The organism is Streptomyces sp. NPDC028635 (assembly GCF_040637635.1).
Taxonomy (GTDB): Bacteria; Actinomycetota; Actinomycetes; order Streptomycetales; family Streptomycetaceae; genus Streptomyces.
On the sequence record NZ_JBEZWX010000004.1, the window covers coordinates 157,080 to 182,670 of the forward strand.

A 25,591-nucleotide genomic window follows, 5' to 3' on the forward strand; every position below is an offset into this window, starting at 1 on the left:
CGCGATGAAGCTGACAACGTTGTCCACTGCGCAGGGAGGGTGTGCTCGTCGATGCAGCGCAGAACTCGGCACAGATACGGTCCGGCGGTCGTTCTCACGGCCGCCTTTGTCATGACGGCAGGTGCCCAGGGGGCGGCGGTGGCGCTGCCCCGGCAGGCTCCGGCGGCCGCGAAGTCCTTCGCCTCGTCCTTCGAGGCGGGCGACCCGGCCCCCGACTGGCTCAACACCGTCGACACCGCGCCCGACGGCGGCAAGCGCGCGTCCGGCGTGGACGGCGGCTACGCGAGCGGCATACCGGGCAACGTCACCGACCATGTCACGGACGTGCGGGCGAGCGGGGAGAACACGGGCGCGGGCGAGGTGAAGGAGAACCTCGTCGACGGCGAACCGAGCACCAAATGGCTCACCTTCGAGCCGACGGGCTGGGTCGAGTTCGACCTGGACAAACCGCAGAAAATCACAACATACGCGCTCACCTCGGCCAATGACGCCGCCGAACGCGACCCCAGGGACTGGACCCTGAAGGGCTCCACCGACGGCAAGGACTGGAAGACGCTCGACACCCGCGCCGGTGAATCCTTCGGCGAACGGTTCCAGACCAAGACCTACGGCCTGGCCGAGCCCGCCGAGTACGCGCACTTCCGGCTGGAGATCACGCGCAACAGCGGCGCGGACATCGTGCAACTGGCCGACGTGCAGTTCTCCACCGGCGCCGCGGACGGGCCGGTGCCGCAGGACATGCTCTCGCTCGTCGACCGCGGTCCGAGCGGGTCGCCGACGGCGAAGGCGGGCGCCGGATTCACCGGAAAGCGCGCCCTGCGTTACGCCGGACGGCACACGGCCGACGGCCGCGCGTACTCGTACAACAAGGTCTTCGACGTCGATGTGCGCGTCACCCGGGCCACGCGGCTGTCCTACCGCATCTTCCCGTCGATGGCCGACGGCGACCGCGACTACGACGCCACGAACGTCTCCGTCGACCTCGCCTTCACCGACGGCACCTATCTGAGCGGCCTCGGCGCCACGGACCAGCACGGGTTCGCGCTCACTCCGCAGGGCCAGGGCGCCGCCAAGGTGCTCTACGTCAACCAGTGGAACGACGTGGTCTCGGCGATCGGCCCGGTCGCGGCCGGCAAGACCGTCGACCGGATCCTGGTGGCGTACGACTCCCCCAAGGGCCCGGCACGCTTCCGCGGCTGGCTGGACGACATCGCCCTGCGGCCCGTCGCGCCGGAGCGCCCCAAGGCGCACCTCGCGGACTACGCGCTGACCACCCGCGGCACCAACTCCAGCGGCGGTTTCTCCCGCGGCAACGACTTCCCCGCGACCGCGATGCCGCACGGCTTCAACTTCTGGACGCCGGTCACCAACGCCGGTTCGCTGAGCTGGCTCTACGACTACGCCCGGATGAACGACGCGGACAACCTGCCGACGATCCAGGCGTTCAGCGCGAGCCACGAGCCGAGCCCGTGGATGGGCGACCGGCAGACCTTCCAGGTGATGCCCTCGGTCACACCGGGCACCCCGGACACCTCGCGCACCGGACGCGCCCTGCCCTTCCGGCACGAGAACGAGACCGCCCGGCCGTACTACTACGGGGTGCGGTTCGAGAACGGCCTGAAGACCGAGATGGCCCCCACCGATCACGCGGCCGCACTGCGGTTCACGTTCCCCGGTGACGACGCGAGCGTGCTGTTCGACAACGTCACCGAGCAGGCGGGCCTCACCCTCGACAAGGAGCACGGCGTCGTCACCGGGTACTCCGACGTCAAGTCCGGGCTGTCCACCGGCGCGACCCGGCTGTTCGTGTACGGCGTCTTCGACCGGCCGGTGACCGACGGGTCGTCGAGCGGTGTGCAGGGCTGGCTGCGCTTCAGGGCGGGGGACGACCGCACGGTCACCCTGCGCCTGGCGACGTCCCTGATCAGCCTGGACCAGGCCAAGGACAACCTGCGCCAGGAGATCCCGGACGGCATGTCCTTCGACGGGGTCAAGAACCGCGCCCGCAAGGCCTGGGACGACCTCCTCGGCCGGGTCGAGGTGGAGGGCGCGACCCCGGACCAGCTGACCACCCTGTACTCCAGCCTCTACCGGCTGTACCTGTACCCGAACTCCGGCTACGAGAAGGTCGGCGGCAAGGACCGGTACGCCTCGCCCTTCTCCCCCATGCCGGCCCAGGACACCCCGACGCACACCGGCGCGAAGATCGTCGACGGCAAGGTGTACGTCAACAACGGCTTCTGGGACACCTACCGCACCACCTGGCCGGCGTACTCCTTCCTGACGCCCACTCAGGCCGGGGAGCTGGTCGACGGGTTCGTGCAGCAGTACAAGGACGGCGGCTGGACCTCGCGCTGGTCCTCCCCCGGTTACGCCGACCTGATGACCGGCACCTCCTCGGACGTGGCGTTCGCCGACGCCTACGTCAAGGGCGTCGACTTCGACGCGAAGGCGGCGTACGACGCGGCCGTGAAGAACGCCACGGTCGTCCCGCCCGCCTCGGGCGTGGGCCGCAAGGGCATGGCGACCTCGCCGTTCCTCGGCTACACGAGCACCGACACGCACGAGGGCCTGTCCTGGGCGCTGGAGGGCTACCTCAACGACTACGGCATCGCCAGGATGGGCCAGAAGCTGTACGCGCAGACGGGCGAGAAGCGCTACCAGGAGGAGTCGGCGTACTTCCTCAACCGCGCCCGCGACTACGTGAACCTGTTCGACCCCAAGGCCGGCTTCTTCCAGGGCCGCGACGCCAAGGGGAACTGGCGAGTGCCGTCGGAGAAGTACGACCCGCGGGTGTGGGGCTACGACTACACCGAGACCAACGGCTGGGGCTACGCCTTCACCGCCCCGCAGGACAGCCGGGGCCTGGCCAACCTCTACGGCGGCCGAAGCGGCCTCGGCGACAAGCTCGACCAGTACTTCGCCACTCCGGAGACCGCCTCGCCCGAGGTCGTCGGCTCCTACGGCGGTGTCATCCACGAGATGACGGAGGCCCGCGACGTCCGCATGGGCATGTACGGGCACTCCAACCAGGTCGCCCACCACGTCATCTACATGTACGACGCGGCCGGGCAGCCGTGGAAGGCGCAGGAGAAGGTCCGCGAGGTGCTGTCCCGGCTGTACGTCGGCAGCGAGATCGGGCAGGGCTATCACGGCGACGAGGACAACGGCGAGCAGTCGGCCTGGTACCTGTTCTCCGCGCTCGGCTTCTACCCGCTGGTCATGGGCAGCGGCGAGTACGCCGTCGGCTCCCCGCTGTTCACCAAGGCGACCGTGCACCTGGAGAACGGCCGTGACCTGGTGGTGAAGGCCCCGAAGAACAGCGCCCGCAACGTCTATGTGCAGGGCCTGAAGGTGAACGGCCGGACCTGGACGTCCACCGCGCTGCCCCACTCCCTCCTCGCCCGCGGCGGGGTCCTGGAGTTCGACATGGGCGCCCGGCCCTCGGCGTGGGGCACCGGGAAGAACGCCGCCCCCGCGTCGATCACGACCGACGACGCGGCGCCCGCCCCGCGCGCGGACGTGCTGAAGGGCGACGGCGCCCTGTTCGACGACACGTCGGCGACCGAGGCCGCGGTGACGACGGCCGACCTGCCGGTCACCGGCCGGGCCGAGGCCGTCCAGTACACGCTGACCTCGCCGAAGGACCACACGAAGGCACCGTCCGGCTGGCGCCTGGAGGGCTCCGCCGACGGCACCACCTGGCAGACCCTCGACGAACGCTCCGGTGAGTCCTTCACCTGGGACCGGCAGACCCGGGCGTTCACGGTGGCCCACCCCGGCGCGTACGCGAAGTACCGCCTGGTGCTGACCGCAGCGGCGACGCTGTCGGAGGTCGAGCTGCTCGCGCGTCCCTGACGCGGTGCGGCCGGCACCGGCCCAGGGGTCCGGTGCCGGCCGTCCCACGGTCAGCCGTACAACTGCACGAGGGACACGAGCAGGAGGGCCGCCGCGCCCGACAGTGCCAGGACCCGGTGGCGGTTCCAGGCGGCGAGGGCGAGGACGGAGCACCACAGCCCGCCGGCGAGCACGACGGCGCCGGGACCGGCGAGCGTCTGTGCGGCGCCCAGCGGCATCGGAGCCAGCAGCACGGTCGGCGGGACGATCACCAGGCGTGGCCCGATGTCCAGGGCCTTGTACGCGGTGGCCAGCACGGCGACGGCCGCCAGCACGGTGAGCGGCACGAAGGCCAGGCCCCACCAGGTGATGCACACGCTCTCCACGTCCCCGCACCCCCGGCTGCTCCGCCGGTCGATCCAGGCCCGGAACTGCTCGGCCCCCAGGGCCAGGACCGCCCCGGTGACCGCCACGCCGACGAGGCGGGGCAGCACGGGGCGGATCCGTGTGCGCACGGTGTTCATGCCGCCAGCTTTCCCGAACGGCGGGCACGGGGCCTGAGTACGGATACTCACGCCCCCGCCTCATCCGACGGCGAGCGTGAACACGTGCAGGTCCGCGTTCTTCGGCAGCGTCACGGAGGCGATCCGCTTGCCGTCGGGCGCCGTGAACGGCTTCGTCGCGAAGACGTACGTGGCCACCGGGTCGCGGTCGGCGCCGGCGACGTTGCGGTACGCGGTGCGGGCGACGACCTCGTTGCCGTACTGGACGGTGCCGCCCCCGCCGCCGACGGTCCAGTCGGTGAAGGCCAGCTCGAGCGTGCCGGTGGTGCCGTCGGTGTACGTGACGGCGGCCGTCGCCCGCTGATTGCCGTTGACGGCGCTGCCGACGAAGGACAGCCGGGCGGCCGGGGAGGTCAGCCGCAGGGTCTGGCCGGCCCCGGAGGCGTTGTCGGGCCGGCCGTCCGGGGAGCCCGGCCAGGTGAACGACAGCCCGGCCACGGTGCCGTCGGCGCCCGGGGCGAGGCCCGCCGCGGCGAGGGCCTGGCGTGAGTAGCTCCAGCCGCCGCCGTCGTAGTCGGCCTCGGCGTGATCACCGGTGTCGTCGGAGATGCCGGTGGTGTCGTAGGCGGCGAGCAGGCTGCCGGGCGCGGCCACGGTCAGCGTCACCGGCTGCCGGTACGCCGTGCCGTCGGAGGTCACCGTGATCTGCGCGTCGTAGAAGCCCTGCGGGGTGTCCGGCCCCGCGGTGAGGGTGATCTCCCGCGCCTCCGAGGCGACCGTGCCCTCGGCCGGGGTGGCGGTGACACCGGCCGGGGTCTCGACGCGGAAGCGGACGTCGGGTCCGGCGCCGCCGTTCAGCGCCACGGCCCGCACGGTCGTCGTCGTGCTGCCGCCCGGCGGGATCGTCGCCGTGGTCGGCCCGACGCCGATCTGGTACGGCTGCTCGCCCGCCCGGAAGGACGGCGGCGCGTCGGCCGGGTCGCTCCCCCAGGCGGGGTCCGGCGTCGTGGACAGGGTGTAGTCGAGGTGCCCGCCCCGCTGGACGAAGGACGCGGGCAGCCAGGGCCGTTCGGTGGTACGGCCGTCGACGCGCAGGGAGTGGACGTAGGGGGCGTCGGCCGCGGCTCCCCGGGCGCGCACGGAGATGTCGTTGCCGTAGGGGCGGTGGATCTCGATGCGCTCGAACAGCGGTGAGTTGAGGACCAGTTCGGCGCGGGAGGGCACCTGCGGGTACATGCCGAGGGCGGAGAAGACGTACCAGGACGACATCGCGCCGAGGTCGTCGTTGCCGGGGATGCCGCCGGGCTCCGTCGACCACAGCTGCCGCATCGCGGCCCGTACGGTCTGCTGCGTCTTGTGGGGAGCGCCCGCGTAGGCGTACAGGTAGGGCACGTCGATCGACGGCTCGTTGTCCAGTTCGGACTTGTCGCCGCCGGCCCCGGTGAACGCCCAGGCGCCGTCGGCGGTGTGGAAGAAGGCGTCGAGGCGCTGCACGGCCTTGTCCCGGCCGCCCATCGCGGCGAACAGACCGGCGGCATCGTGCGGGACCATCCAGGTGTACTGGGCGGCCGTGCCCTCCACGAAGCCGGTGCCGGTGGCCGGGGTGAAGCCGGTGACCCAGCTGCCGTCGGCCTTGCGGTCGGCGATGTAGCCGTCGCTTCCGTGGGCCGCGATGTTGAAGTTGTTCTGCCACCACTGGGCGCGGCGCTGGAAGGCGTCAGCGGTGTCCTTCTCCCCCGCGGCCTTGGCGAGCTGGGAGAGCGCGAAGTCGGCGGTGGACATCTCCAGGGTCTCGGCCGCGCCGCCCCAGGCGTTGGACACCGACGGCATGTAGTGCAGCTTCAGATACTTGTCGAGGGAGGGGCGCTGGCCGACGGAGAGCACGGGCTTTCCGGCGGCGGACAGGTCCTGCTCGGTCGGGACCGTGGCGGCCCGGACGAGGGACTCCAGCGCGCCGTGGAGGTCGAAGCGCGTGCCGCCGAAGGCGTGGATGCCGGCGAGGGCGGGCGCCGAGGGGTCGCCGTTCATGACGTGGGTGCCGGCCGCGCCGTGCAGCCAGCGGTCCCAGACGCCGCCGTTCTGCCGGGCCAGCTCGTACAGGGACTGGGCGATGTCCGAGCCGATCCGCGGATCGAGCAGGGTGAGCAGCTGGACCTGGCCCCGGTAGACGTCCCAGCCCGAGAAGGTGCCGTACTGGGCGCGGTGGCCGGCGCCGACGGTGTGCACGCGGCCGTCCGGGCCCCGGTACCTGCGGTCGGTGTCGTCGATGACGTTGGGGTGCAGCAGGGCGTGGTAGAGCGCGGTGTAGAACGTGGTGCGTTCGGCGTCGGTGCCGCCGCTGACCCGGACGGCGCCGAGGCGGCCGCGCCAGGCGCGGTGGGCGGCGTCGCGGACGGCGTCGAAGGAGCGGCCGGGCGGATTCTCGGCGGCCAGGTTGGCCTCGGCGCCGGCGCGGCTGACGTAGGAGATGCCGACCTTGACGTTCACCTCGCCGGTGCCGGGCGCGAACTGCACATAGCCGCCGGACCCCTTGCCGGCGACGGGCCGGCCGCCGTGCGTGAAGCCGCCGGTGGAGCCGTCGGCGGTGCGGGAGCCGGGGTTCAGCCGGTCGTCCTGCCAGGTGCCGGTGGTCTGGAAGGGCCGGTCGAAGCGGGCGGTGAAGTACAGGGTGTAGTACGACCGCTGTCCCTCCGGGTCGAGGAAGCCGCAGAAGTTCCCGGAGGTCACGGACCCGGAGACGGTACGGGCGGCGGGGTCGATCTCGACGGTCGAACCGGTCGAGCCCACCTCGGAGTTGGCGGTGCGCACCAGCAGCGAGGCGGGCTTGCCGGTGGGGAAGGTGAAGCGGGCGGAGCCGGTGCGGGTGGTGGCGGTGAGGTCGGCGGTGACTCCGGAGTCCAGGCCGACCCGGTAGTGGCCGGGCTCGGCGCGTTCGTCCTCGTGACGGAAGCCGGCGGCGTAGACCGCGTCCTTGGTGTCGCTCGCCGGGGAGGAGGTGACCTCTCCGGCGTAGGGGAAGAGCGGGATGTCGCCGCTGCCGCCGGCGCAACCGGTGCCGGACATGTGGGTGAGGCTGAAGCCGCGGATACGGGTGGCGTCGTACTGGTAGCCGCCGGGTGCGGCGGTTCTGGTGGCGTCGCCGCGGGTGTTCTCGGGGCTGAAGGAGAACATGCCGAAGGGCACGACGGCGCCGGGGAAGACGTTGCCGCCGTTCCTGGTGCCGATCAGCGGATCGACGTACGCGGTGGGGTCCTCGACCAGGCGGGGGGCCTGGCCCGGGGGTGGCGCGGCGGGCGCCGCGAGGGCGGGGGTGGAGCCTGCGGCCGCGAGCACGGCGGCCAGCAGCAGGGACACGGGACGGAAGCGCATGACGCGGCCCCTCCTCATTGCGGACGGGTCGCGCACCACAGGTCGCACAAGCCGCACGGACAGTACCGTGAGCCAGCGGTACCACGGAAGAGGGCGTGGGGACGGGGAGGCGTGCGGTACCGGTCACCCGGCCGGACGAGCCGTCGAGGGGGTGGGCGTCAAGTGGGTTGACATCGTTGTCGGTTGAGGCGTTACAGTCATGTTCAGACCAAAACCGACAACGTTGTCGCGCCCCAGTGCCGCCCAAGCCCCCGCACACGCGGGAGGGCCGCACCCCCGTCGCCGGGGATGCGGCCCTCCCGTCCGCCGCCGTACCGCTTACTTGCGGATCAGGCTGCGCAGCACGTACTGCATGATGCCGCCGTTGCGGTAGTAGTCCGCCTCACCGGGGGTGTCGATGCGGACGACCGCGTCGAACTCGACACCGGTGTCGGTGGTGACCTTGACCGTGCGCGGCGTGGTGCCGTCGTTCAGCTCGGTGACGCCGGAGAAGGAGAAGGTCTCCTCGCCGGTCAGACCGAGGGAGTCCGCCGACTGGCCCTCCGGGAACTGCAGGGGCAGGACGCCCATGCCGATGAGGTTCGAGCGGTGGATGCGCTCGTAGCTCTCGGCGATGACGGCCTTGACGCCGAGGAGCGCGGTGCCCTTGGCCGCCCAGTCGCGGGACGAGCCGGAGCCGTACTCCTTGCCGGCCAGGACGACCAGCGGGACGCCGGCGGCCTGGTAGTTCTGCGAGGCGTCGTAGATGAAGGAGACCGGGCCGCCGTCCTGCGTGAAGTCACGCGTGTAGCCGCCCTCGGTGCCCGGCGCGATCTGGTTGCGCAGGCGGATGTTGGCGAACGTACCGCGGATCATGACCTCGTGGTTGCCTCGGCGCGAGCCGTAGCTGTTGAAGTCGCGGCGCTCGACGCCGTGCTCCGTGAGGTACTTGCCGGCCGGGGTGTCGGCCTTGATGGCACCGGCCGGGGAGATGTGGTCGGTGGTGACCGAGTCGCCCAGCTTGGCCAGGACGCGGGCGCCGGAGATGTCCTCGACCGGGGCCGGGTCCATCGTCATGCCCTCGAAGTACGGGGGCTTGCGGACGTAGGTGGACTCCGCGTCCCACTCGAAGGTGTTGCCCGTCGGGACCGGCAGCGACTGCCACTGGGCGTCGCCCGCGAAGACGTCCTGGTAGGACTTGTTGAACATGTCCTCGCCGATGGCGTTCGCCACGACGTCGTTGACCTCGGCCTCGGAGGGCCAGATGTCCTTCAGGAAGACCGGGTTGCCGTCCTGGTCGGTGCCCAGGGCCTCACGGGTGATGTCCACCTTCATGGAGCCCGCGATGGCGTAGGCGACGACCAGCGGCGGGGACGCCAGGTAGTTCATCTTGACGTCGGGGTTGATACGGCCCTCGAAGTTCCGGTTGCCGGAGAGGACCGAGGTGACGGCGAGGTCGTGGTCGTTGACCGCCTTGGAGACCTCCTCCGGCAGCGGGCCGGAGTTGCCGATGCAGGTGGTGCAGCCGTAACCGACCAGGTTGAAGCCGACCTTGTCGAGGTACGGCGTCAGGCCGGCCTTGTCGAAGTAGTCGGTGACGACCTTCGAGCCCGGGGCGAGGGTGGTCTTGACCCACGGCTTGCGGGTCAGGCCCTTCTCGACCGCCTTCTTCGCCACCAGGGCGGCGGCGACCATGACGTACGGGTTGGAGGTGTTGGTGCAGGAGGTGATGGCCGCGACCGTCACCGCACCGTGGTCCAGCTCGTAGGTGGTGCCGTCGGGGGCGGTCACCTGGACCGGGTTGGACGGTACGGCGCCGGTGCCCTGGCCGTGCTGCGGGGCGCCCGCACCGTTCTCGTCGCGGCCGTAGGCCGGGGCGTCGGAGGCCGGGAAGGACTCGTCGCTCGCCTCGTCGACCGGCGAGGCGGCGGCGGCCGGCTGGGCGGCGGGGGCCTCGACGTAGTTGAGGACGTCCTTGGCGAACTGCTGGGCGGCCTCGGCGAGGACGATGCGGTCCTGCGGGCGCTTCGGGCCGGCGATGGACGGGACGACCGTGGACAGGTCCAGCTCGAGCTTCTCGGAGAAGTCCGGCTCGGCCTTCGGGTCCAGCCAGAGGCCCTGCTCCTTGGCGTACGCCTCGACGAGCGCGACCTGCTGGTCGGAGCGGCCGGTCAGGCGCAGGTAGTTCAGGGTCTCGTCGTCGATCGGGAAGATCGCGGCGGTGGAGCCGAACTCCGGCGACATGTTGCCGATGGTGGCGCGGTTGGCCAGGGAGGTGGCGGCCACGCCCTCGCCGTAGAACTCGACGAACTTGCCGACGACGCCGTGCTTGCGCAGCATCTCGGTGATGGTGAGCACGAGGTCGGTGGCGGTGGTGCCGGTGGGCAGCTCACCGGTCAGCTTGAAGCCGACGACGCGCGGGATCAGCATGGAGACCGGCTGGCCGAGCATGGCGGCCTCGGCCTCGATGCCGCCGACGCCCCAGCCGAGGACGCCGAGGCCGTTGACCATGGTGGTGTGCGAGTCGGTGCCGACGAGGGTGTCGGGGTAGGCCTGCCCGTTGCGGACCATGACCGTGCGGGCCAGGTGCTCGATGTTCACCTGGTGGACGATGCCGGTGCCGGGCGGGACGACCTTGAACTCGTCGAAGGCGGTCTGGCCCCAGCGCAGGAACTGGTAGCGCTCCTTGTTGCGGCCGTACTCCAGCTCGACGTTCTGCTTGAAGGCGTCGTTGGTGCCGAACTTGTCGGCGATGACGGAGTGGTCGATGACCAGCTCGGCCGGGGCGAGCGGGTTGATCTTCGCCGGGTCGCCGCCCAGCTCCTTCACGGCCTCACGCATGGTCGCGAGGTCCACCACACACGGCACACCGGTGAAGTCCTGCATGATCACGCGGGCCGGCGTGAACTGGATCTCCTGCGACGGCTGGGCCTGGGAGTCCCAGTTGCCGAGCGCGCGGATGTGGTCGGCGGTGATGTTCGCGCCGTCCTCGGTGCGGAGGAGGTTTTCCAGCAGCACCTTCAGGCTGTAGGGAAGGCGCGCGGAGCCCTCGACCTTGTCCAGCCGGAAGATCTCGTACGACTCGTCGCCCACCTGCAGCGTGCTGCGGGCGTCGAAGCTGTTCGCCGACACGACAGTCTCCTTCATTGATGTGCGCGTACCACCGTCAATCGTGCCGCCACGCCGGCTGGGCCGTCCGGTAAGGTCCGACTAAGTTAGGGTCGCCTTACCGGAGTGGCGGCTACGGTGCGCCTCGGCAGATATCTCGATGTCGAGATAACAGTAGTACATGGGCGCTGGTTGGTCATGCCCGACCCGGTCCGACCCGGGCCGGGGCCGGGCACTGCGCGCCCTGCCGGCCCTTCCCCCTCCGCTCGTCGGTCCAGCCGCCCTCGCGCCTACCAGTCCAGCTCGGCGGTCATCTTGGCCGGGGCCAGGACCTGCACATGGCCGTGGTCGCCGTACAGGGACTTCCGCCAGCGAGCGAAGACCCGGGCCGTGCGGTCCAGCGGCTCCTGCTGCCCCACGTCGTAGTCGGCCCGGACCCTGGCCAGGGTGCGGGCGCCGCCCTGGGTCGTGCAGACGCTCGCGCTGTGCACATGGGCGGCGAGGGCGGCGTCCGCCTTCGGGGCGTCCGTCCTCAGGTAGGCGAGGAATTCGCGGGTCATGGAGTACCAGCGGTCCGAGAGGTCCCCGTCCTCCTCGGTGTCCACCGGGGGCGGCCCCTGGTCGTCGGAGGTGGTGTCGGGGAGGGTCTGGCCGCCCTGGTCGTCGGAGGTGGTGTCGGGGAGCGTCTGGCCGCCCTGATCGTCCGATGTGGTGTCCGGGAGCGTCTGGCCGCTCTCCTCGTCCGTGTTCTCGTCCGTGTTCTCCGGGACCTGCGGGTCGCAGGACGTGTCGGAGATGGACGGACGCGGCGACGCCGGCGCGGCGGCCGCCGCGGGGCCGCCCGCGCGCTCCGTGCCGCACGAGGTCAGCGCGCAGCAGCAGGCGAGCGCCGCGGCGACGGCGAGTCGCCGTATGTGGGTGTTCATCTGTGTCCCCCTTTCGGGGGATGAGAGGGCCGCTCACAGAGCGGGGTTCCATGCCGCACAGAGTGCCTCATCAGGACATCGACCGATTTGCCGGTATCTTTCGGTCGCCGGGGTACCCGTCGTCCCAGGCGTCATTGACGGGCCGTCACGGACTCACCCGAATGGACCCCCCGACGAGCGCCATCTCATATCTGAGATAACCTCAGCCTCATGGCAGACGACTACCTCGTACGCATCGGCAAGCTCATCCGCGACGCCCGGCAACACCGGGGCTGGACGCAGTCGCAGCTGGCCGAGGCGCTCGGAACCAGCCAGAGCGCCGTCAACCGCATCGAGCGCGGCAACCAGAACATCAGCCTTGAGATGATCGCTCGCATCGGTGAGGCGCTGGACAGCGAAATCGTCTCGCTCGGTTACGCCGGCCCGATGCACCTGCGGGTCGTCGGCGGCCGCCGGCTGTCGGGGGCCATCGACGTCAAGACGAGCAAGAACGCCTGTGTGGCCCTGCTGTGCGCGTCCCTGCTCAACAAGGGCCGCACGGTGCTGCGCCGGGTGGCGCGGATCGAGGAGGTGTACCGCCTGCTGGAGGTGCTCAACTCCATCGGTGTGCGCACCCGCTGGATCAACGACGGCGTGGACCTCGAGATCGCGCCGCCGGCCGAGCTGGACATGGGCGCCATCGACGCCGACGCCGCCGTACGCACCCGCTCCATCATCATGTTCTTCGGTCCGCTGCTGCACCGCATGGACCGCTTCAAGCTTCCCTACGCCGGCGGTTGCGACCTCGGCACCCGCACCATCGAACCGCACATGATCGCGCTGCGCCGGTTCGGTCTGGACATCGCGGCGACGGAGGGTCAGTACCACGCCCAGGTCGACCGTTCCGTGCGCCCGGACCGCCCGATCGTGCTGACCGAGCGCGGCGACACGGTGACCGAGAACGCGCTGCTCGCCGCCGCGCGCCACGACGGCGTGACCGTCATCCGCAACGCGTCCTCCAACTACATGGTCCAGGACCTGTGCTTCTTCCTGGAGGCGCTGGGCGTACGGGTCGAGGGCATCGGCACCACGACGCTCACCGTGCACGGCGTGCCGGACATCGACGTGGACGTCGACTACTCGCCCTCCGAGGACCCGGTCGAGGCGATGAGCCTGCTGGCCGCTGCCGTCGTCACCGAGTCCGAGCTGACGGTGCGCCGCGTCCCGATCGAGTTCCTGGAGATCGAGCTGGCGGTCCTGGAGGAGATGGGCCTCGACCACGACCGCACCCCCGAGTACTTCGCCGACAACGGCCGTACCCGCCTGGTGGACCTGACCGTGCGCCCCTCCAAGCTGGAGGCGCCGATCGACAAGATCCACCCGATGCCGTTCCCGGGCCTGAACATCGACAACGTGCCGTTCTTCGCGGCGATCGCGGCCACCGCGCAGGGCAAGACCCTCATCCACGACTGGGTCTACGACAACCGGGCCATCTATCTGACGGACCTCAACCGCCTCGGCGGCCGTCTGCAGTTGCTGGACCCGCACCGGGTCCTGGTCGAGGGCCCGACCCGCTGGCGCGCCGCCGAGATGATGTGCCCGCCGGCCCTGCGCCCGGCGGTGGTCGTCCTGCTGGCGATGATGGCGGCGGAGGGCACGTCGGTCCTGCGCAACGTGTACGTCATCAACCGCGGTTACGAGGACCTCGCCGAACGCCTGAACTCGATCGGCGCGCAGATCGAGATCTTCCGGGACATCTGAGGGCCGTCGAAGAGGGGCGCTCGCGAGGCGCCGCCGCTCCCCTGCCCGTCCCGCGTGAGCGCGGGGCCGGTGAGGGCTGCGGCGGCGCCTTCGTCGTGGGTGAGGGGATCGGGGGATGTGTGGGCCCGCCGGCCGGCGCCGGGAGATCGGGGATCTCTTCCGTCGGTGCCGCTCGAGGTGACGATTTCCCACACCGCCCGCCGCAGAGGAATGCGTCGGCGCCGATCACCACCTGATCCGGACCCCGCATCCGCGATCGGACAGGGATCCGCATATGCGATGGGCTTCGCTCATCGGGTCCCGCATGTGCGAGGCGCATCGGCGGGTACACGTCCGCACCGCCGCTCCCCGCGACGCCCCGGCGAGCCCCGGAGACCCGTCGTGAGCTGTGCGGATCCCGGTGCGCGGACCCTTGACCGTGGGGCCCGGCGCATCGTATTTTCGAACGAACCGACTTGAGAAACTGCTGGAAGGAGGCGAAGTCGGATGTCGATCATCTCCGACCTGCATCGCCTCGCCCAGCGGACCGTCTGGGTCCCGGGTCGCGTAGCACACGGCTGCTGAACAGCCCTCTTCTCCGGCGTGCCCGTTAGTGGCCCCGGTGCCTTCTGATGTCTTCACCCGCCTGCGGCACGTCTGCGCGTGCTGATTTGCGCTGCGGGTTCTTACGCTTCAGCTTCGCCGCCGAAAGAGAAAGCCCTGAAATGGCGACTAGCATCATCTGTACGACCGCGCTCCGAAATGAGGACGTGCCATGGTAGCGGCGCGGATCACGGTCAATGGGGAGACCACTCCGATTTCCCCGGCCGCACCCCACACGACGGTTCTTGATTTCCTCCGGGACCGTGGACTCACGGGCACCAAGGAAGGCTGTGCCGAGGGTGAGTGCGGTGCGTGTTCGGTCCTGGTGGCCCGTCCCGGCGTGAACAAGCCGACCGACTGGGTGGCGATCAACGCCTGCCTGGTGCCGGTCGCGGCCCTGGACGGTCAGGAGATCGTCACCTCCGAGGGCCTCGCCACCCCCGGCGAGCCGGGTACGGCGCCCACGCTGCACCCGGTGCAGGAGGAGATGGCGGTCCGCGGCGGCTCCCAGTGCGGTTACTGCACGCCGGGCTTCGTCTGCAGCATGGCCGCCGAGTACTACCGGCCCGACCGCTGCGCGCACGCGCACTCGGACGCCGACGCGGCCGAGGGCACCGACGCCGAGCACGGTCCGAACGGCTTCGACCTGCACTCGCTGAGCGGGAACCTGTGCCGCTGCACCGGTTACCGCCCGATCCGCGACGCCGCGTACGCGGTCGGCGCGCCCGCCGAGGACGACCCGCTGGCGCAGCGTCGCGAGCAGGCCCCGCCGGAGCCGGTCGCCACCGAGTACGCCCAGGACGACAGCACCTTCGTGCGGCCGGCCACCCTGGCCGACGCGGTGCGGGTGCTGAGCGAGCGCCCCGACGCGGTCGTGGTCGCCGGCAGCACCGACTGGGGCGTGGAGGTGAACATCCGCGCCCGCCGGGCCGGTTGTGTCGTCGCCGTCGACCGCCTGCCCGAGCTGCGGGAGCTGCGCGTCGAGTCCGACCACATCGAGATCGGTGCCGCGCAGACGCTCACCGAGATCGAGCGCCGCCTCGACGGCGCCGTCCCGCTGCTGGCCGAGCTGTTCCCGCAGTTCGCCTCCCGCCTCATCCGCAACAGCGCGACCCTCGGCGGCAACCTCGGTACCGGCTCCCCCATCGGTGACAGCCCGCCCGTGCTGCTCGCGCTGGAGGCGTCGCTGGTGCTCGCCGGCGCGGACGGTGAGCGGGTGGTCCCGCTGGCCGAGTACTTCACCGGCTACCGGCAGAGCGTGCGCCGGCCCGGCGAGCTGATCCGCGCGGTGCGCATCCCGCTGCCGCTGGCGCCCGTCACGGCCTTCCACAAGATCGCCAAGCGGCGTTTCGACGACATCTCCAGCGTGGCGGTCGCCTTCGCCCTCGACATCGAGGACGGGATCGTCCGCAAGGCACGCATCGGTCTGGGCGGCGTCGCCGCCACCCCGATCCGTGCCCTCGCCACCGAGGCGGCCCTGGAGGGCAAGCCGTGGGTGACGGAGACCGTCGAGGCCGCGGCGAAGGTGCTGCGGGGTGAGGGCACGCCGATGGACGACCATCGCGCCAGCTCCCTCTACCGTTCCGCGATGCTCGGCCAGAGCCTGCTGAAGCTGTACGCACAGACCCCCGAGGCGGTGTCGTCATGAGCCATCTGTCCGAGCGCCCCGAAAAGCCCGTCGTCGGTGTTTCGATGCCGCACGAGAGCGCGAACCTGCACGTCACCGGCACCGCGCTCTACACGGACGACCTGGTCCACCGCACCAAGGACGTGCTGCACGCCTACCCGGTGCAGGTGATGAAGGCCCACGGCCAGATCATCGCCCTCAACACCGAGCCGGCTCTCGCCGTGCCCGGTGTGGTGCGGGTGCTGACCAAGGCCGACGTGCCCGGCGTCAACGACGCCGGCATGAAGCACGACGAGCCGCTGTTCCCCGACGAGGTCATGTTCCACGGCCACGCCGTCGCCTGGGTGCTCGGCGAGACCCTGGAGGCGGCCCGGCTCGGTGCCGCGGCCGTCGAGGTGGAGCTCGAAGAGCTGCCCGCCCTGGTCACGCTGCAGGACGCCATGGCGGCCGGCAGCTACCACGGCGCCCAGCCCGTGATGGAGGCCGGCGACATCGACGCCGGGTTCGCCGACTCGGCACACGTGTTCACCGGCGAGTTCCAGTTCTCCGGCCAGGAGCACTTCTACCTGGAGACGCACGCGGCGCTCGCCCAGGTCGACGAGAACGGCCAGATCTTCATCCAGAGCAGCACCCAGCACCCGTCGGAGACCCAGGAGATCGTCTCCCACGTGCTCGGTGTGCCCGCCCACGAGGTCACCGTGCAGTGCCTGCGGATGGGCGGCGGCTTCGGCGGCAAGGAGATGCAGCCGCACGGGTTCGCGGCCATCGCCGCGCTCGGCGCCAAGCTGACCGGCCGCCCGGTCCGCTTCCGGCTCAACCGGACGCAGGACCTCACCATGTCCGGCAAGCGGCACGGCTTCCACGCCTCGTGGAAGATCGGCTTCGACGCGGACGGCCGTATCCAGGCGCTGGACGCCACCCTGGTCGCCGACGGCGGCTGGAGCCTGGACCTGTCCGAGCCGGTGCTGGCCCGCGCGCTGTGCCACATCGACAACACGTACTGGATCCCCAACGCACGGGTCGCCGGCCGCATCGCCAAGACCAACACGGTCTCCAACACCGCCTTCCGCGGCTTCGGCGGACCGCAGGGCATGCTGGTGATCGAGGACATCCTGGGCCGCTGTGCGCCGCTGCTCGGCCTGGACCCCCTGGAGCTGCGGGAGCGCAACTTCTACCAGCCGGGCCAGGGCCACACCACGCCGTACGGCCAGCCGGTCACCCAGCCCGAGCGGATCTCCACCGTCTGGCAGCAGGTGCTGGACGAGGCCGGTGTCGCCGACCGCAAGCGGGAGATCGCCGCCTTCAACGCCGCGCACCCGAACACCAAGCGGGCGCTGGCGATCACCGGCATCAAGTTCGGTATCTCGTTCAACCTCACCGCCTTCAACCAGGGCGGCGCGCTGGTGCTGATCTACAAGGACGGCTCGGTCCTGATCAACCACGGCGGCACCGAGATGGGCCAGGGCCTGCACACCAAGATGCTCCAGGTGGCCGCGACCACGCTGGGCATCCCGCTGCACAAGGTGCGCCTCGCCCCGACCCGTACCGACAAGGTCCCCAACACCTCGGCCACCGCCGCCAGCTCCGGCGCGGACCTCAACGGCGGAGCGATCAAGAACGCCTGTGAGCAGCTGCGCGAGCGTCTGCTTCAGGTGGCCGCCTCCCAGCTCGGTGCGAACGCCTCGGACGTGCGCATCGTCGAGGGCGTCGCCCGCGCGCTCGGCAGCGACAAGGAGCTGGCCTGGGACGACCTGGTGCACACCGCGTACTTCCAGCGCGTTCAGCTGTCGGCGGCCGGTTACTACCGGACCGAGGGGCTGCACTGGGACGCGAAGTCGTTCCGCGGCTCGCCGTTCAAGTACTTCGCGCACGGCGCCGCCGCGACCGAGGTGGAGGTCGACGGTTTCACCGGCGCCTACCGCATCCGCCGCGTGGACATCGTGCACGACGTCGGCGACAGCCTCTCCCCGATGATCGACATCGGTCAGGTCGAGGGCGGCTTCGTCCAGGGCGCCGGGTGGCTGACGCTCGAGGACCTGCGCTGGGACACCAGCGACGGTCCGAACCGCGGCCGGCTGCTGACCCAGGCGGCGAGCACGTACAAGCTGCCGAGCTTCTCGGAGATGCCCGAGGAGTTCAACGTCACGCTGCTGGAGAACGCCACCGAGGAAGGCGCGGTGTTCGGTTCCAAGGCGGTCGGCGAGCCTCCGCTGATGCTGGCGTTCTCGGTGCGCGAGGCGCTGCGGCAGGCCGCGGCGGCGTTCGGCCCGGCCGGCGTCAGTGTGGACCTCGCGTCCCCCGCGACGCCGGAGGCCGTGTACTGGGCGATCGAGAACGCCCGCAAGGGCGACGCACAGCTGAGCGGCGTCGCCAAGCTCGACGGCGAGGCCCGCGACAGCCGCACGGTCCTCGCCGGTGTCAACGCTCTGAGCAATGCCTGACATGACCTGGGTGGCCGCGGTCGCGCGGTTGCGAGCCCACCGGGAACCCGGTGTGCTCGTGACCGTCGCGACCGTGCGCGGTCACGCACCACGCAAGGCCGGCGCCAAACTCGTCGTGGGACCGTCCGAGACGTGGGGCTCCATTGGCGGCGGCAACATCGAGGCCGTCGCGATCGACCGGGCCCGCGAGCTGATCGGCACGCCCGACGCGGAGCCGGAGCTGATGGATTTCGCCCTCAACGACAAGGTCACCAACCGGCACGGCGTGCAGTGCTGCGGCGGAGCCGTCTCCGTCCTGCTCGAACCGCTCCCGGTGGTGCCGGCGGTGGCGATCTTCGGCATCGGCCATGTGGGGCTGGAGCTGGCCCGCATCCTGGCCCGCCACAACCTGGATCTGCATCTGACCGACACCCGCGCCGACATGCTCACCGACGAACGGCTCGGCGTGCTGCTCTCGGACGCGGTGGCGCAGGTTCATGTGCACCACATCCCGCTGCTCCCGGAGGAAGTGCTCGGGGAGCTGGCACCGGGCACCCACGTCCTGATCATGACGCACGACCACGCCGAGGACGCCGCACTGGCCGACGCGGCGCTGCGCACGGAGGGTCTCGGGTCGATCGGGCTGATCGGCTCGTCCGCCAAATGGGCGCGGTTCCGGCACCGCCTGTCCACCGAGGGCGGTCACGACGACGCCACCATCGAGCGGATCAAGACGCCGATCGGACTGACCGAGATCACGGGCAAGGAGCCCGCCACGATCGCGGTGAGCGTCGCGGCGGACCTCTTGCTGACGTTCGAGAAGGACGGCCACTGAGCGCGGTCCCGCCTGCCCCTCCGAGGAGCCACTCCGTGGCTCCTTTCGGCTTTTACCGCACATGACCTCAGGTGGAACAACAGCCACACGGACGGTGGGTTCCAGGTGGACGGCACTTGTAGAAGTCTACGAAGACCCTGCCTCAGCCTGCGGTGTCTTCGTGCCTTCCACCCCTAGCTGACACCCCTTGATTGGCGGTGTACTCCTGACACGAGTTGCAACGCGTCGTAGATCCGATCGGCACCCGCAATGCGATGGTCATTTCGGACTGCCCCATCTGTTCCCACCGCATCCGAAAAGGAGTGGCCGTGACCGCGCACATTCAGGAAACGAGCATCCAGGACCTCAAGCGCGCCTGGATGGAAGAGGCGATCAGCCTGGCCACCAACAGCGTCGCGAACGGCGGCGGCCCGTTCGGCGCGCTGGTCGCCAAGGACGGCGAGATCGTCGCCCTCGGGAACAACCAGGTCACCGCGTCTCTTGATCCGACGGCTCACGCCGAGGTCAGCGCGATGCGGGCCGCCTGCAAGGAGCTGGGCAACTTCTCGCTGGCCGGCTGCATCCTGGTCACCTCGTGCGAGCCGTGTCCGATGTGCCTGTCCTCCGCCCTGTGGGCGCGCGTCGACGCCATCGTCTACTCCGCCGACCGCCACGACGCCGCGGTGGCCGGTTTCGACGACCGCAAGTTCTACGACCTGTTCGAGAAGCAGCCGCAGTCGAAGTGGCCGACCCGGGTCGAGCAGCTGGACCTGCCGAACCGCACGGCGCCGTTCGACGCGTGGCTGGCCAAGGCCGACCGCATCGACTACTGAGCCCGTCGGCGCCCCTGAACGCACAGACGACCGATGCCCCGGCGGGACTCGCGCCGGGGCATCGGCGTGCCCGGGCGCTCCGCCGGGGCGGCGGGCGCGGGTCAGACCTGCGTCAGCGTGATGTCCTGCTGGCGAGCCGCGTGGAAGTGGGGCAGCGGGAGACCGCCCTGGGGACGCAGCTCCAGCACGGTGGTCTCGACATGGGCCGCGCCGGGGCCCAGGGCGTCGGTGGCGACCTTGCCGGTGTTCTGCCAGGTGTGCTCGGCCCCGTCGCAGACGGCACGGGTGCCGCCGATGCCGTACCGCCGGGTGGAGGCGTACGGGCCGTTGGCCGGCGCGTTCTGGGAGACGGCGGCGCTGATGAAGACCGGGCCGGAGCTGCCGAGGCAGCTGTAGGTCCCGGACAGGGTGACGGTGCCGTCGGCGGTGATACGGCCGACCGGGTCGACGGTGATCGTCTCGGACGGGTCGGCCGAGGCGGCGGGAGCAGCGGTCAGCAGGGCCAGCGCGGCGGCCGCCGTACCGAGGACGGTGCGCAGCGAGGTGCGGCGCAGTGGGGACAGGGTCATCGGAAACCTCCTGAGGTGGGGGTTTCCACTGGTACCGGCCCGGCGTGCCCGCGCGCGTGATCGTCACCCCTTCGGTGGCGCGTCCCGCGGCTTTGCGGGTGGTGTCCCTCGGCCGCCCGCGCGTCTTCGTCCCACCCCGGCCGTCCCGGGACGGTCCCCGCCGTGTCGTAGGGCTGTCACGTCTCCCGGCCGACCCTGGGCAGGCACCGCCCGGCGGGCGCATGGTCGAGCCATACGGACGGTCACCCGACCGGCCTCATCACGTGGAGGTGCGCCATGTCTTCCCACCGCTCCTCGTGCCCCGCGGCCGACAGCCGCCCCGCGCACGTCGTGGCCGCCCACCCCGAGCAGGGCTGGAGCCTGCTGTGCGACGGCACGATCGCCTTCGACGACACGGGCGAGCTCCGCCCCGACGGCCACGCGGTCGCCCCGCACCGGACGACACCGGACCACCTCACGATGGCCGCCTGACACCACGCGAGGCACCCCAACCGGGCACGGCGACAGGCGACGTCCCGCAGCCGCGTACGGCGGCAAGGGGCCGGGGTGGGGGGTGTCCGCCCGCAGCGTCCGGCACCGGGCAAGGGCGCCGTACCGAGTGACGGCCGGCCGGACCGAGGACGGAGACCCCCCACCCCGGCCCCGCCCTGGAAACCGGCCGCAGGCGCGACACCAGCCCACCACGCACCGCGAGGGGCCGCCGCAGGCACAAAAGGGGCGCGGGGAACGGCGCGACCAGCCACAACGCACCCGCACCCGAAACACGACCGCAGTTCTCAGGGGCGCGGGGAACGGCGCGACCAGCCACAACGCACCCGCACCCGAAACACGACCAGGCACCCCAGCTCCCAGGGGCGCGGGGAACTGCGCGACCGGCCACAACGCACCCGCACCCGCACCCGACAAAGCACCCGGCGCCGCAGGCAACCCGCTCAGGTCAGCACAGCGAACCCGTCCAGTTCGACCAGTGCCTCCTCGTCCCACAGCCGCACCACCTGCACGACCGCCATCGCCGGGTAGTCGCGCCCCGCCGACTCCCGCCAGATGCGCCCCAGCTCCCCCGCGTGGGCGCGGTACGCGGCGACGTCCGTGGCGTAGACGGTGACGCGGGCGAGGTCGGCCGGGGTGCCGCCCGCCGCGTGCAGCGCGGTCAGCAGATTGGCCAGTGCCCGTGCGAACTGCTCCGGCAGGGTGGCGCCGGTGATCTTGCCGTCGGCGTCCAGGGCGGTCTGCCCGGCGAGGAAGACCACGCGGGAGCCCGTGGCGACGACGGCGTGGGAGAAGCCGGCGGGCGGGGACATCCCGGGCGGGTTGATGCGCTCGGCGGTCACTCGGCGGCCTCCTGTCGGGCGTACAACTCCTTGGCGATGATGCCCCGTTGGACCTCGCTCGCGCCCTCGTAGACGCGCGGGGCGCGCACCTCGCGGTAGAGGTGCTCCAGCAGGTGCCCGCGCTGCAACGCGCGGGCGCCGTGCAGCTGGACGGCCGTGTCGACGACGAACTGCGCGGTCTCGGTGGCCAGCAGTTTCGCCATCGCCGCGCGCTTCGGCACGTCGGGCGCCTTCTCGTCGTACGCCGACGCCGCCGCGTACACCAGCAGGCGGGCGGCCTCGGTGCGCAGGGCCATCTCGGCGACCTGGTGGGAGACGGCCTGCAGGTCGCTCAGGGTGCCGCCGAAGGCGGTGCGGCGGGCGGTGTGGGCGAGCGTGGCGTCGAGGGCGGCCTGGGCCATGCCGACGGCGAAGGCGCCGACGCTGGGGCGGAACAGGTTGAGGGTGCCCATGGCGACGGCGAAGCCGCGGTCGACCTCGCCGAGGACGTCGTCCCCGGTGACGGGCACGGCGTCGAAGCGCAGGGCTCCGATGGGGTGCGGGGAGAGCATCTCCAGGGCGCTGCCGCTCAGCCCCGGGCGATCGGCCGGCACGAGGAAGGCGGTGACGCCACGGGCGCCGGCGCCGGGGGTCGTGCGGGCGAAGACGGTGTAGAAGTCGGCCTCGGGGGCGTTGGAGATCCAGCACTTCTCCCCGGTGAGCCGCCAGCGCCCCGAACCGTCGGCCTCGGCGACCGCCGTCTCGTCGTCACCGCCGGCCCCGCCGCCCTCCCCTTGCGCCGCCGAACGCAGCGCCGACCCTTCCGCCTCCGAACGCAGCCCCTCCCCTTGCGCCGCCGAACGCAGCGCCGACCCTTCCGCCGCCGAGCGCAGCGCCTCCCCTTCCGCAGCCAAGCGCAGCGCCCCCGCGTCGGAGCCCGCTCCCGGCTCGCTCAGGGCGAAGGCCGCGATCGCGGTGCCGTCGGTGACCGCCGGGAGCCAGCGGGTGCGCTGGGCCTCGGTGCCGTAGGCGTGCACGGGGTGGGCGCCCAGGCCCTGGAGGGCGAGTGCGGTCTCCGCCTCGGTGCAGGCGTACGCCAGGGACTCCCGCATCAGGCACAGCTCGAGCGCGCCGGAGGCGAACACGCGGCGCAGCAGGCCGAGCCGGCCCAGTTCGGCGACGAGGGCCCGGTTGACGTGGCCGGGTTCGCCCTTCTCGGCGAGCGAGCCCAGCCGCCGCGCGGCCAGGGTGCGCAGCTCGGCACACCAGGCGGTCTGTTCCGGTTCGAGCGAGAATGCGGGCATTGCCGGTCCTCTCTCCCGCGGAGTCGGCCCCGGGCTCGACCAAGGGCTCGACCACGGGCTCGCACCGACGATATCGCGTACCGTTGACTGTCGTCACCAAGGCGATACGCTCCCGATAGCGAGCCCGGTAAGCGAGCCCACCATCACGGCCGACTCGGCAAGGGGGCGACCCGCCATGAACACCTCGGCGCACCTCGACACCTTCGCGCGCGACCACCTCCCGCCGCCCGAGCAGTGGCCCGAGCTCCGCTTCGCCCTGCCGGAGCTGCACTACCCCGAACGGCTGAACTGCGCGGACGCCCTGCTCACCGGCCCCCCGGACGGCCGCCCCGCCTTCCGCACGCCCACCGGGGACCTCTGGACCTACGGCGACCTGCGCGCCCGCGTCGACCGGCTCGCGCACCTGCTCACCCGCGATCTCGGTGTCGTCCCCGGCAACCGGGTCCTGCTGCGCGGCCCCACCACCCCCTGGCTCGCCGCGTGCTGGCTCGCGGTGCTGAAGGCGGGCGCCGTCGCCGTCACCGTGCTGGCCCAGCAGCGCCCGCACGAGCTGGCCACGATCGGCGAGATCGCCCAGGTCCGGCACGCCCTGTGCGACATCCGCTCGGTCGACGACCTGGCCAAGGCCGAGATACCCGGTCTCGTCCTCGCCACCTACGGCGGAGACGCCCCCGACGACCTGCTCAACCGCCCCGCGCCCGAGGAGCCGTACCAGGCCGTGGACACCGCGGCCGACGACGTGGCGCTGATCGCCTTCACCTCCGGCACCACGGGCCGCCCGAAGGGGTGCATGCACGTCCACCGGGACGTGCTCGCCATCGCCGACACCTTCTCCCGGCACGTGCTGAAACCCACCGCCGACGACGTGTTCGCCGGCTCTCCCCCGCTCGGCTTCACCTTCGGCCTGGGCGGACTGGTGGTCTTCCCGCTGCGCGCGGGCGCCGGCGCGCTGCTGCTCGAACAGGCGCACCCGAAGCAGCTGCTGCCCGCGATCGCCGAGCACCGCGTCTCGGTCCTGTTCACCGCGCCGACCGCGTACCGCGCGATGCTCGCCGAACTCGACGGCCACGACGTCTCGTCGCTGCGCCGCTGCGTGTCGGCCGGCGAGAACCTGCCGGCCGCGACCTGGCACGCCTGGCACGAGAGGACCGGCCTGCGCATCATCAACGGCATCGGCGCCACCGAGCTGCTGCACATCTTCATCTCCGCCGCCGACGACGACGCCCGGCCGGGCACGACGGGCGTTCCGGTGCCCGGCTGGCAGGCTCGGGTGCAGGACGCCGAGGGCCGCGAACTGCCCGCCGGGGAACCGGGACTGCTCGCCGTGCGCGGCCCGATCGGCTGCCGCTACCTCGCCGATCCGCGCCAGCGCGAGTACGTCCGCGGCGGCTGGAACATCACCGGGGACACCTATGTCCGCGACGAGGACGGCTACTTCCGCTATGTCGCCCGCGCCGACGACATGATCATCTCGGCCGGGTACAACATCGCCGGACCGGAGGTCGAGGACGCCCTGCTGCGCCACCCCGACGTCGTCGAGGCGGCGGTCGTGGGCCGGCCCGACGAGGACCGCGGGCAGGTCGTCGTCGCCCACGTCGTCCTCGCGGAGGGCGCGGCACAGGACACCGAGGCGCTGCGCGCGCACGTCAAGTCCGAGCTGGCACCGTACAAATGCCCGCGGGAGATCGTCTTCCTGGACGCGCTGCCGCGCACGGCGACCGGCAAGCTCCAGCGGTTCCGGCTGCGCACCGACGGCTGACCGGCATCCGCACGTGACCGGCACCGACACCGAAGACCTAAAATGATCAACGTGTCCGACCAGCACGCTCCCCGGTCCCTGATCGTCACGCTCTACGGCGCCTACGGCCGCTTCGTCCCGGGCCCGCTGCCCGTGGCCGAACTGATCCGGCTGCTGGCCGCGGTCGGCGTCGACGCGCCCTCGGTGCGCTCCTCGGTGTCCCGGCTCAAACGGCGCGGGCTGCTGCTGCCCGCCCGCACGGAGCGCGGCGCGGCAGGCTACGCGCTCTCCCCCGAGGCGCGGCAGCTGCTGGAGGACGGCGACCGCCGTATCTACGCCACCGCTCCGCCCGAGGACGAGGGCTGGGTGCTGGCGGTGTTCTCGGTACCGGAGTCCGAGCGGCAGAAGCGGCACGTGCTGCGCTCACGGCTGGCCGGTCTCGGCTTCGGCACGGCGGCGCCCGGGGTGTGGATCGCCCCGGCCCGGCTGTACGAGGAGACCCGGCACACCCTTCAGCGACTGCACCTCGACGGCTACGTCGACTTCTTCCGCGGCGAGCACCTCGGCTACGCGCCGACGGCCGAGGCGGTGGCCCGCTGGTGGGACCTCGCGGCGATCGCCAAGGAGCACGAGGCGTTCCTGGACCGTCACGAACGGGTGCTGCACGCCTGGCAGCAGCGCACCGGCACCCCGCCCGAGGAGGCCTACCGCGACTACCTCCTCGCCCTCGACACCTGGCGCCACCTGCCGTACGCCGACCCCGGCCTGCCCGCGCGGCTGCTGCCCGCCGACTGGCCGGGGGTGCGCTCGGCGGCGGTGTTCCGCGCCCTGCACGAGCGCCTGCGCGACGCGGGCGGCGCGTTCGCGGGCGTGACCCCCGGCCCGCCGGCGGCCTGACACACAGGCCATCACGCCCCTCGGAAGAGGCAGTG

16 protein-coding genes are annotated in these 25,591 nt (G+C 71.6%); 9 read left to right on the forward strand and 7 right to left on the reverse strand.

Features of this window, described 5'->3' with window-relative positions:
• Window positions 1-111: 111 nt before the first annotated feature.
• Window positions 112-3,858 carry a GH92 family glycosyl hydrolase gene (locus AB0E88_RS06460; RefSeq protein WP_361624767.1) on the forward strand — a complete coding sequence of 1,249 codons (3,747 nt, stop codon included), beginning with the start codon at window positions 112-114 and terminating at the stop codon, window positions 3,856-3,858.
• Between the two features lie 50 nt (window positions 3,859-3,908).
• On the opposite strand, the gene AB0E88_RS06465 is transcribed toward AB0E88_RS06460, so the two are convergent.
• The 4 genes from AB0E88_RS06465 to AB0E88_RS06480 form a co-directional block, all read right to left on the reverse strand.
• Entirely contained in the window at window positions 3,909-4,361 is a 453-nt protein-coding gene (locus AB0E88_RS06465) for a hypothetical protein (protein WP_361624769.1), read from the reverse strand.
• A gap of 60 nt (window positions 4,362-4,421) precedes the next feature.
• Window positions 4,422-7,709, reverse strand: coding sequence for a GH92 family glycosyl hydrolase (locus AB0E88_RS06470; RefSeq protein WP_361624772.1), 3,288 nt, complete (start codon window positions 7,707-7,709; stop codon window positions 4,422-4,424).
• Window positions 7,710-8,027: 318 nt separating this feature from the next.
• Complete coding sequence (locus AB0E88_RS06475) at window positions 8,028-10,820, reverse strand: aconitate hydratase (protein ID WP_361624775.1); 2,793 nt, start codon at window positions 10,818-10,820, stop codon at window positions 8,028-8,030.
• 266 nt (window positions 10,821-11,086) lie between these two features.
• On the reverse strand, window positions 11,087-11,722 hold the full coding sequence (locus AB0E88_RS06480; protein WP_361624778.1) for a hypothetical protein: 636 nt from the start codon (window positions 11,720-11,722) through the stop codon (window positions 11,087-11,089).
• A gap of 210 nt (window positions 11,723-11,932) precedes the next feature.
• Between AB0E88_RS06480 and AB0E88_RS06485 the strand changes: the two genes are divergently transcribed.
• From AB0E88_RS06485 to AB0E88_RS06505, 5 genes are all read left to right on the forward strand, one after another.
• Complete coding sequence (locus AB0E88_RS06485) at window positions 11,933-13,462, forward strand: UDP-N-acetylglucosamine 1-carboxyvinyltransferase (protein ID WP_361624781.1); 1,530 nt, start codon at window positions 11,933-11,935, stop codon at window positions 13,460-13,462.
• 754 nt (window positions 13,463-14,216) lie between these two features.
• The gene (locus AB0E88_RS06490; RefSeq protein ID WP_361624784.1) at window positions 14,217-15,692 is read left to right on the forward strand and encodes an FAD binding domain-containing protein; all 1,476 of its coding nucleotides are present in this window, start codon (window positions 14,217-14,219) and stop codon (window positions 15,690-15,692) included.
• Window positions 15,689-18,112: a xanthine dehydrogenase molybdopterin binding subunit gene (gene xdhB / locus AB0E88_RS06495; protein ID WP_361624787.1), complete on the forward strand. Its 2,424-nt coding sequence runs from the start codon at window positions 15,689-15,691 to the stop codon at window positions 18,110-18,112. The genes AB0E88_RS06490 and xdhB overlap by 4 nt, the downstream gene beginning before the upstream one ends.
• A 1-nt stretch (window position 18,113) precedes the next feature.
• On the forward strand, window positions 18,114-18,926 hold the full coding sequence (gene xdhC, locus AB0E88_RS06500) for a xanthine dehydrogenase accessory protein XdhC (protein ID WP_361625154.1): 813 nt from the start codon (window positions 18,114-18,116) through the stop codon (window positions 18,924-18,926).
• A 359-nt stretch (window positions 18,927-19,285) separates the two neighbouring features.
• A complete protein-coding gene (locus tag AB0E88_RS06505) occupies window positions 19,286-19,738 on the forward strand; it encodes a nucleoside deaminase (protein ID WP_361625157.1) in 453 nt (150 codons plus the stop codon).
• Window positions 19,739-19,839: 101 nt separating this feature from the next.
• Here AB0E88_RS06505 and AB0E88_RS06510 read toward each other — a convergent pair whose 3' ends face one another.
• Window positions 19,840-20,307: a DUF6299 family protein gene (locus AB0E88_RS06510; protein ID WP_361624790.1), complete on the reverse strand. Its 468-nt coding sequence runs from the start codon at window positions 20,305-20,307 to the stop codon at window positions 19,840-19,842.
• A 276-nt stretch (window positions 20,308-20,583) separates the two neighbouring features.
• Here AB0E88_RS06510 and AB0E88_RS06515 point away from each other — a divergent pair, with 276 nt between their 5' ends.
• On the forward strand, window positions 20,584-20,778 hold the full coding sequence (locus tag AB0E88_RS06515; protein ID WP_361624793.1) for a DUF5999 family protein: 195 nt from the start codon (window positions 20,584-20,586) through the stop codon (window positions 20,776-20,778).
• Window positions 20,779-21,239: 461 nt separating this feature from the next.
• On the opposite strand, the gene AB0E88_RS06520 is transcribed toward AB0E88_RS06515, so the two are convergent.
• Together AB0E88_RS06520 and AB0E88_RS06525 are read right to left on the reverse strand one after the other, a co-directional pair.
• On the reverse strand, window positions 21,240-21,638 hold the full coding sequence (locus AB0E88_RS06520; RefSeq protein WP_361624796.1) for a RidA family protein: 399 nt from the start codon (window positions 21,636-21,638) through the stop codon (window positions 21,240-21,242).
• A complete protein-coding gene (locus AB0E88_RS06525; RefSeq protein ID WP_361624799.1) occupies window positions 21,635-22,921 on the reverse strand; it encodes an acyl-CoA dehydrogenase family protein in 1,287 nt (428 codons plus the stop codon). Before AB0E88_RS06525 ends, AB0E88_RS06520 begins: the two co-directional genes overlap by 4 nt.
• A gap of 175 nt (window positions 22,922-23,096) precedes the next feature.
• Between AB0E88_RS06525 and AB0E88_RS06530 the strand changes: the two genes are divergently transcribed.
• Together AB0E88_RS06530 and AB0E88_RS06535 are read left to right on the forward strand one after the other, a co-directional pair.
• A complete protein-coding gene (locus AB0E88_RS06530; protein WP_361624802.1) occupies window positions 23,097-24,680 on the forward strand; it encodes an AMP-binding protein in 1,584 nt (527 codons plus the stop codon).
• Window positions 24,681-24,722: 42 nt separating this feature from the next.
• On the forward strand, window positions 24,723-25,556 hold the full coding sequence (locus AB0E88_RS06535) for a PaaX family transcriptional regulator C-terminal domain-containing protein (RefSeq protein WP_361624805.1): 834 nt from the start codon (window positions 24,723-24,725) through the stop codon (window positions 25,554-25,556).
• Window positions 25,557-25,591: the final 35 nt, after the last annotated feature.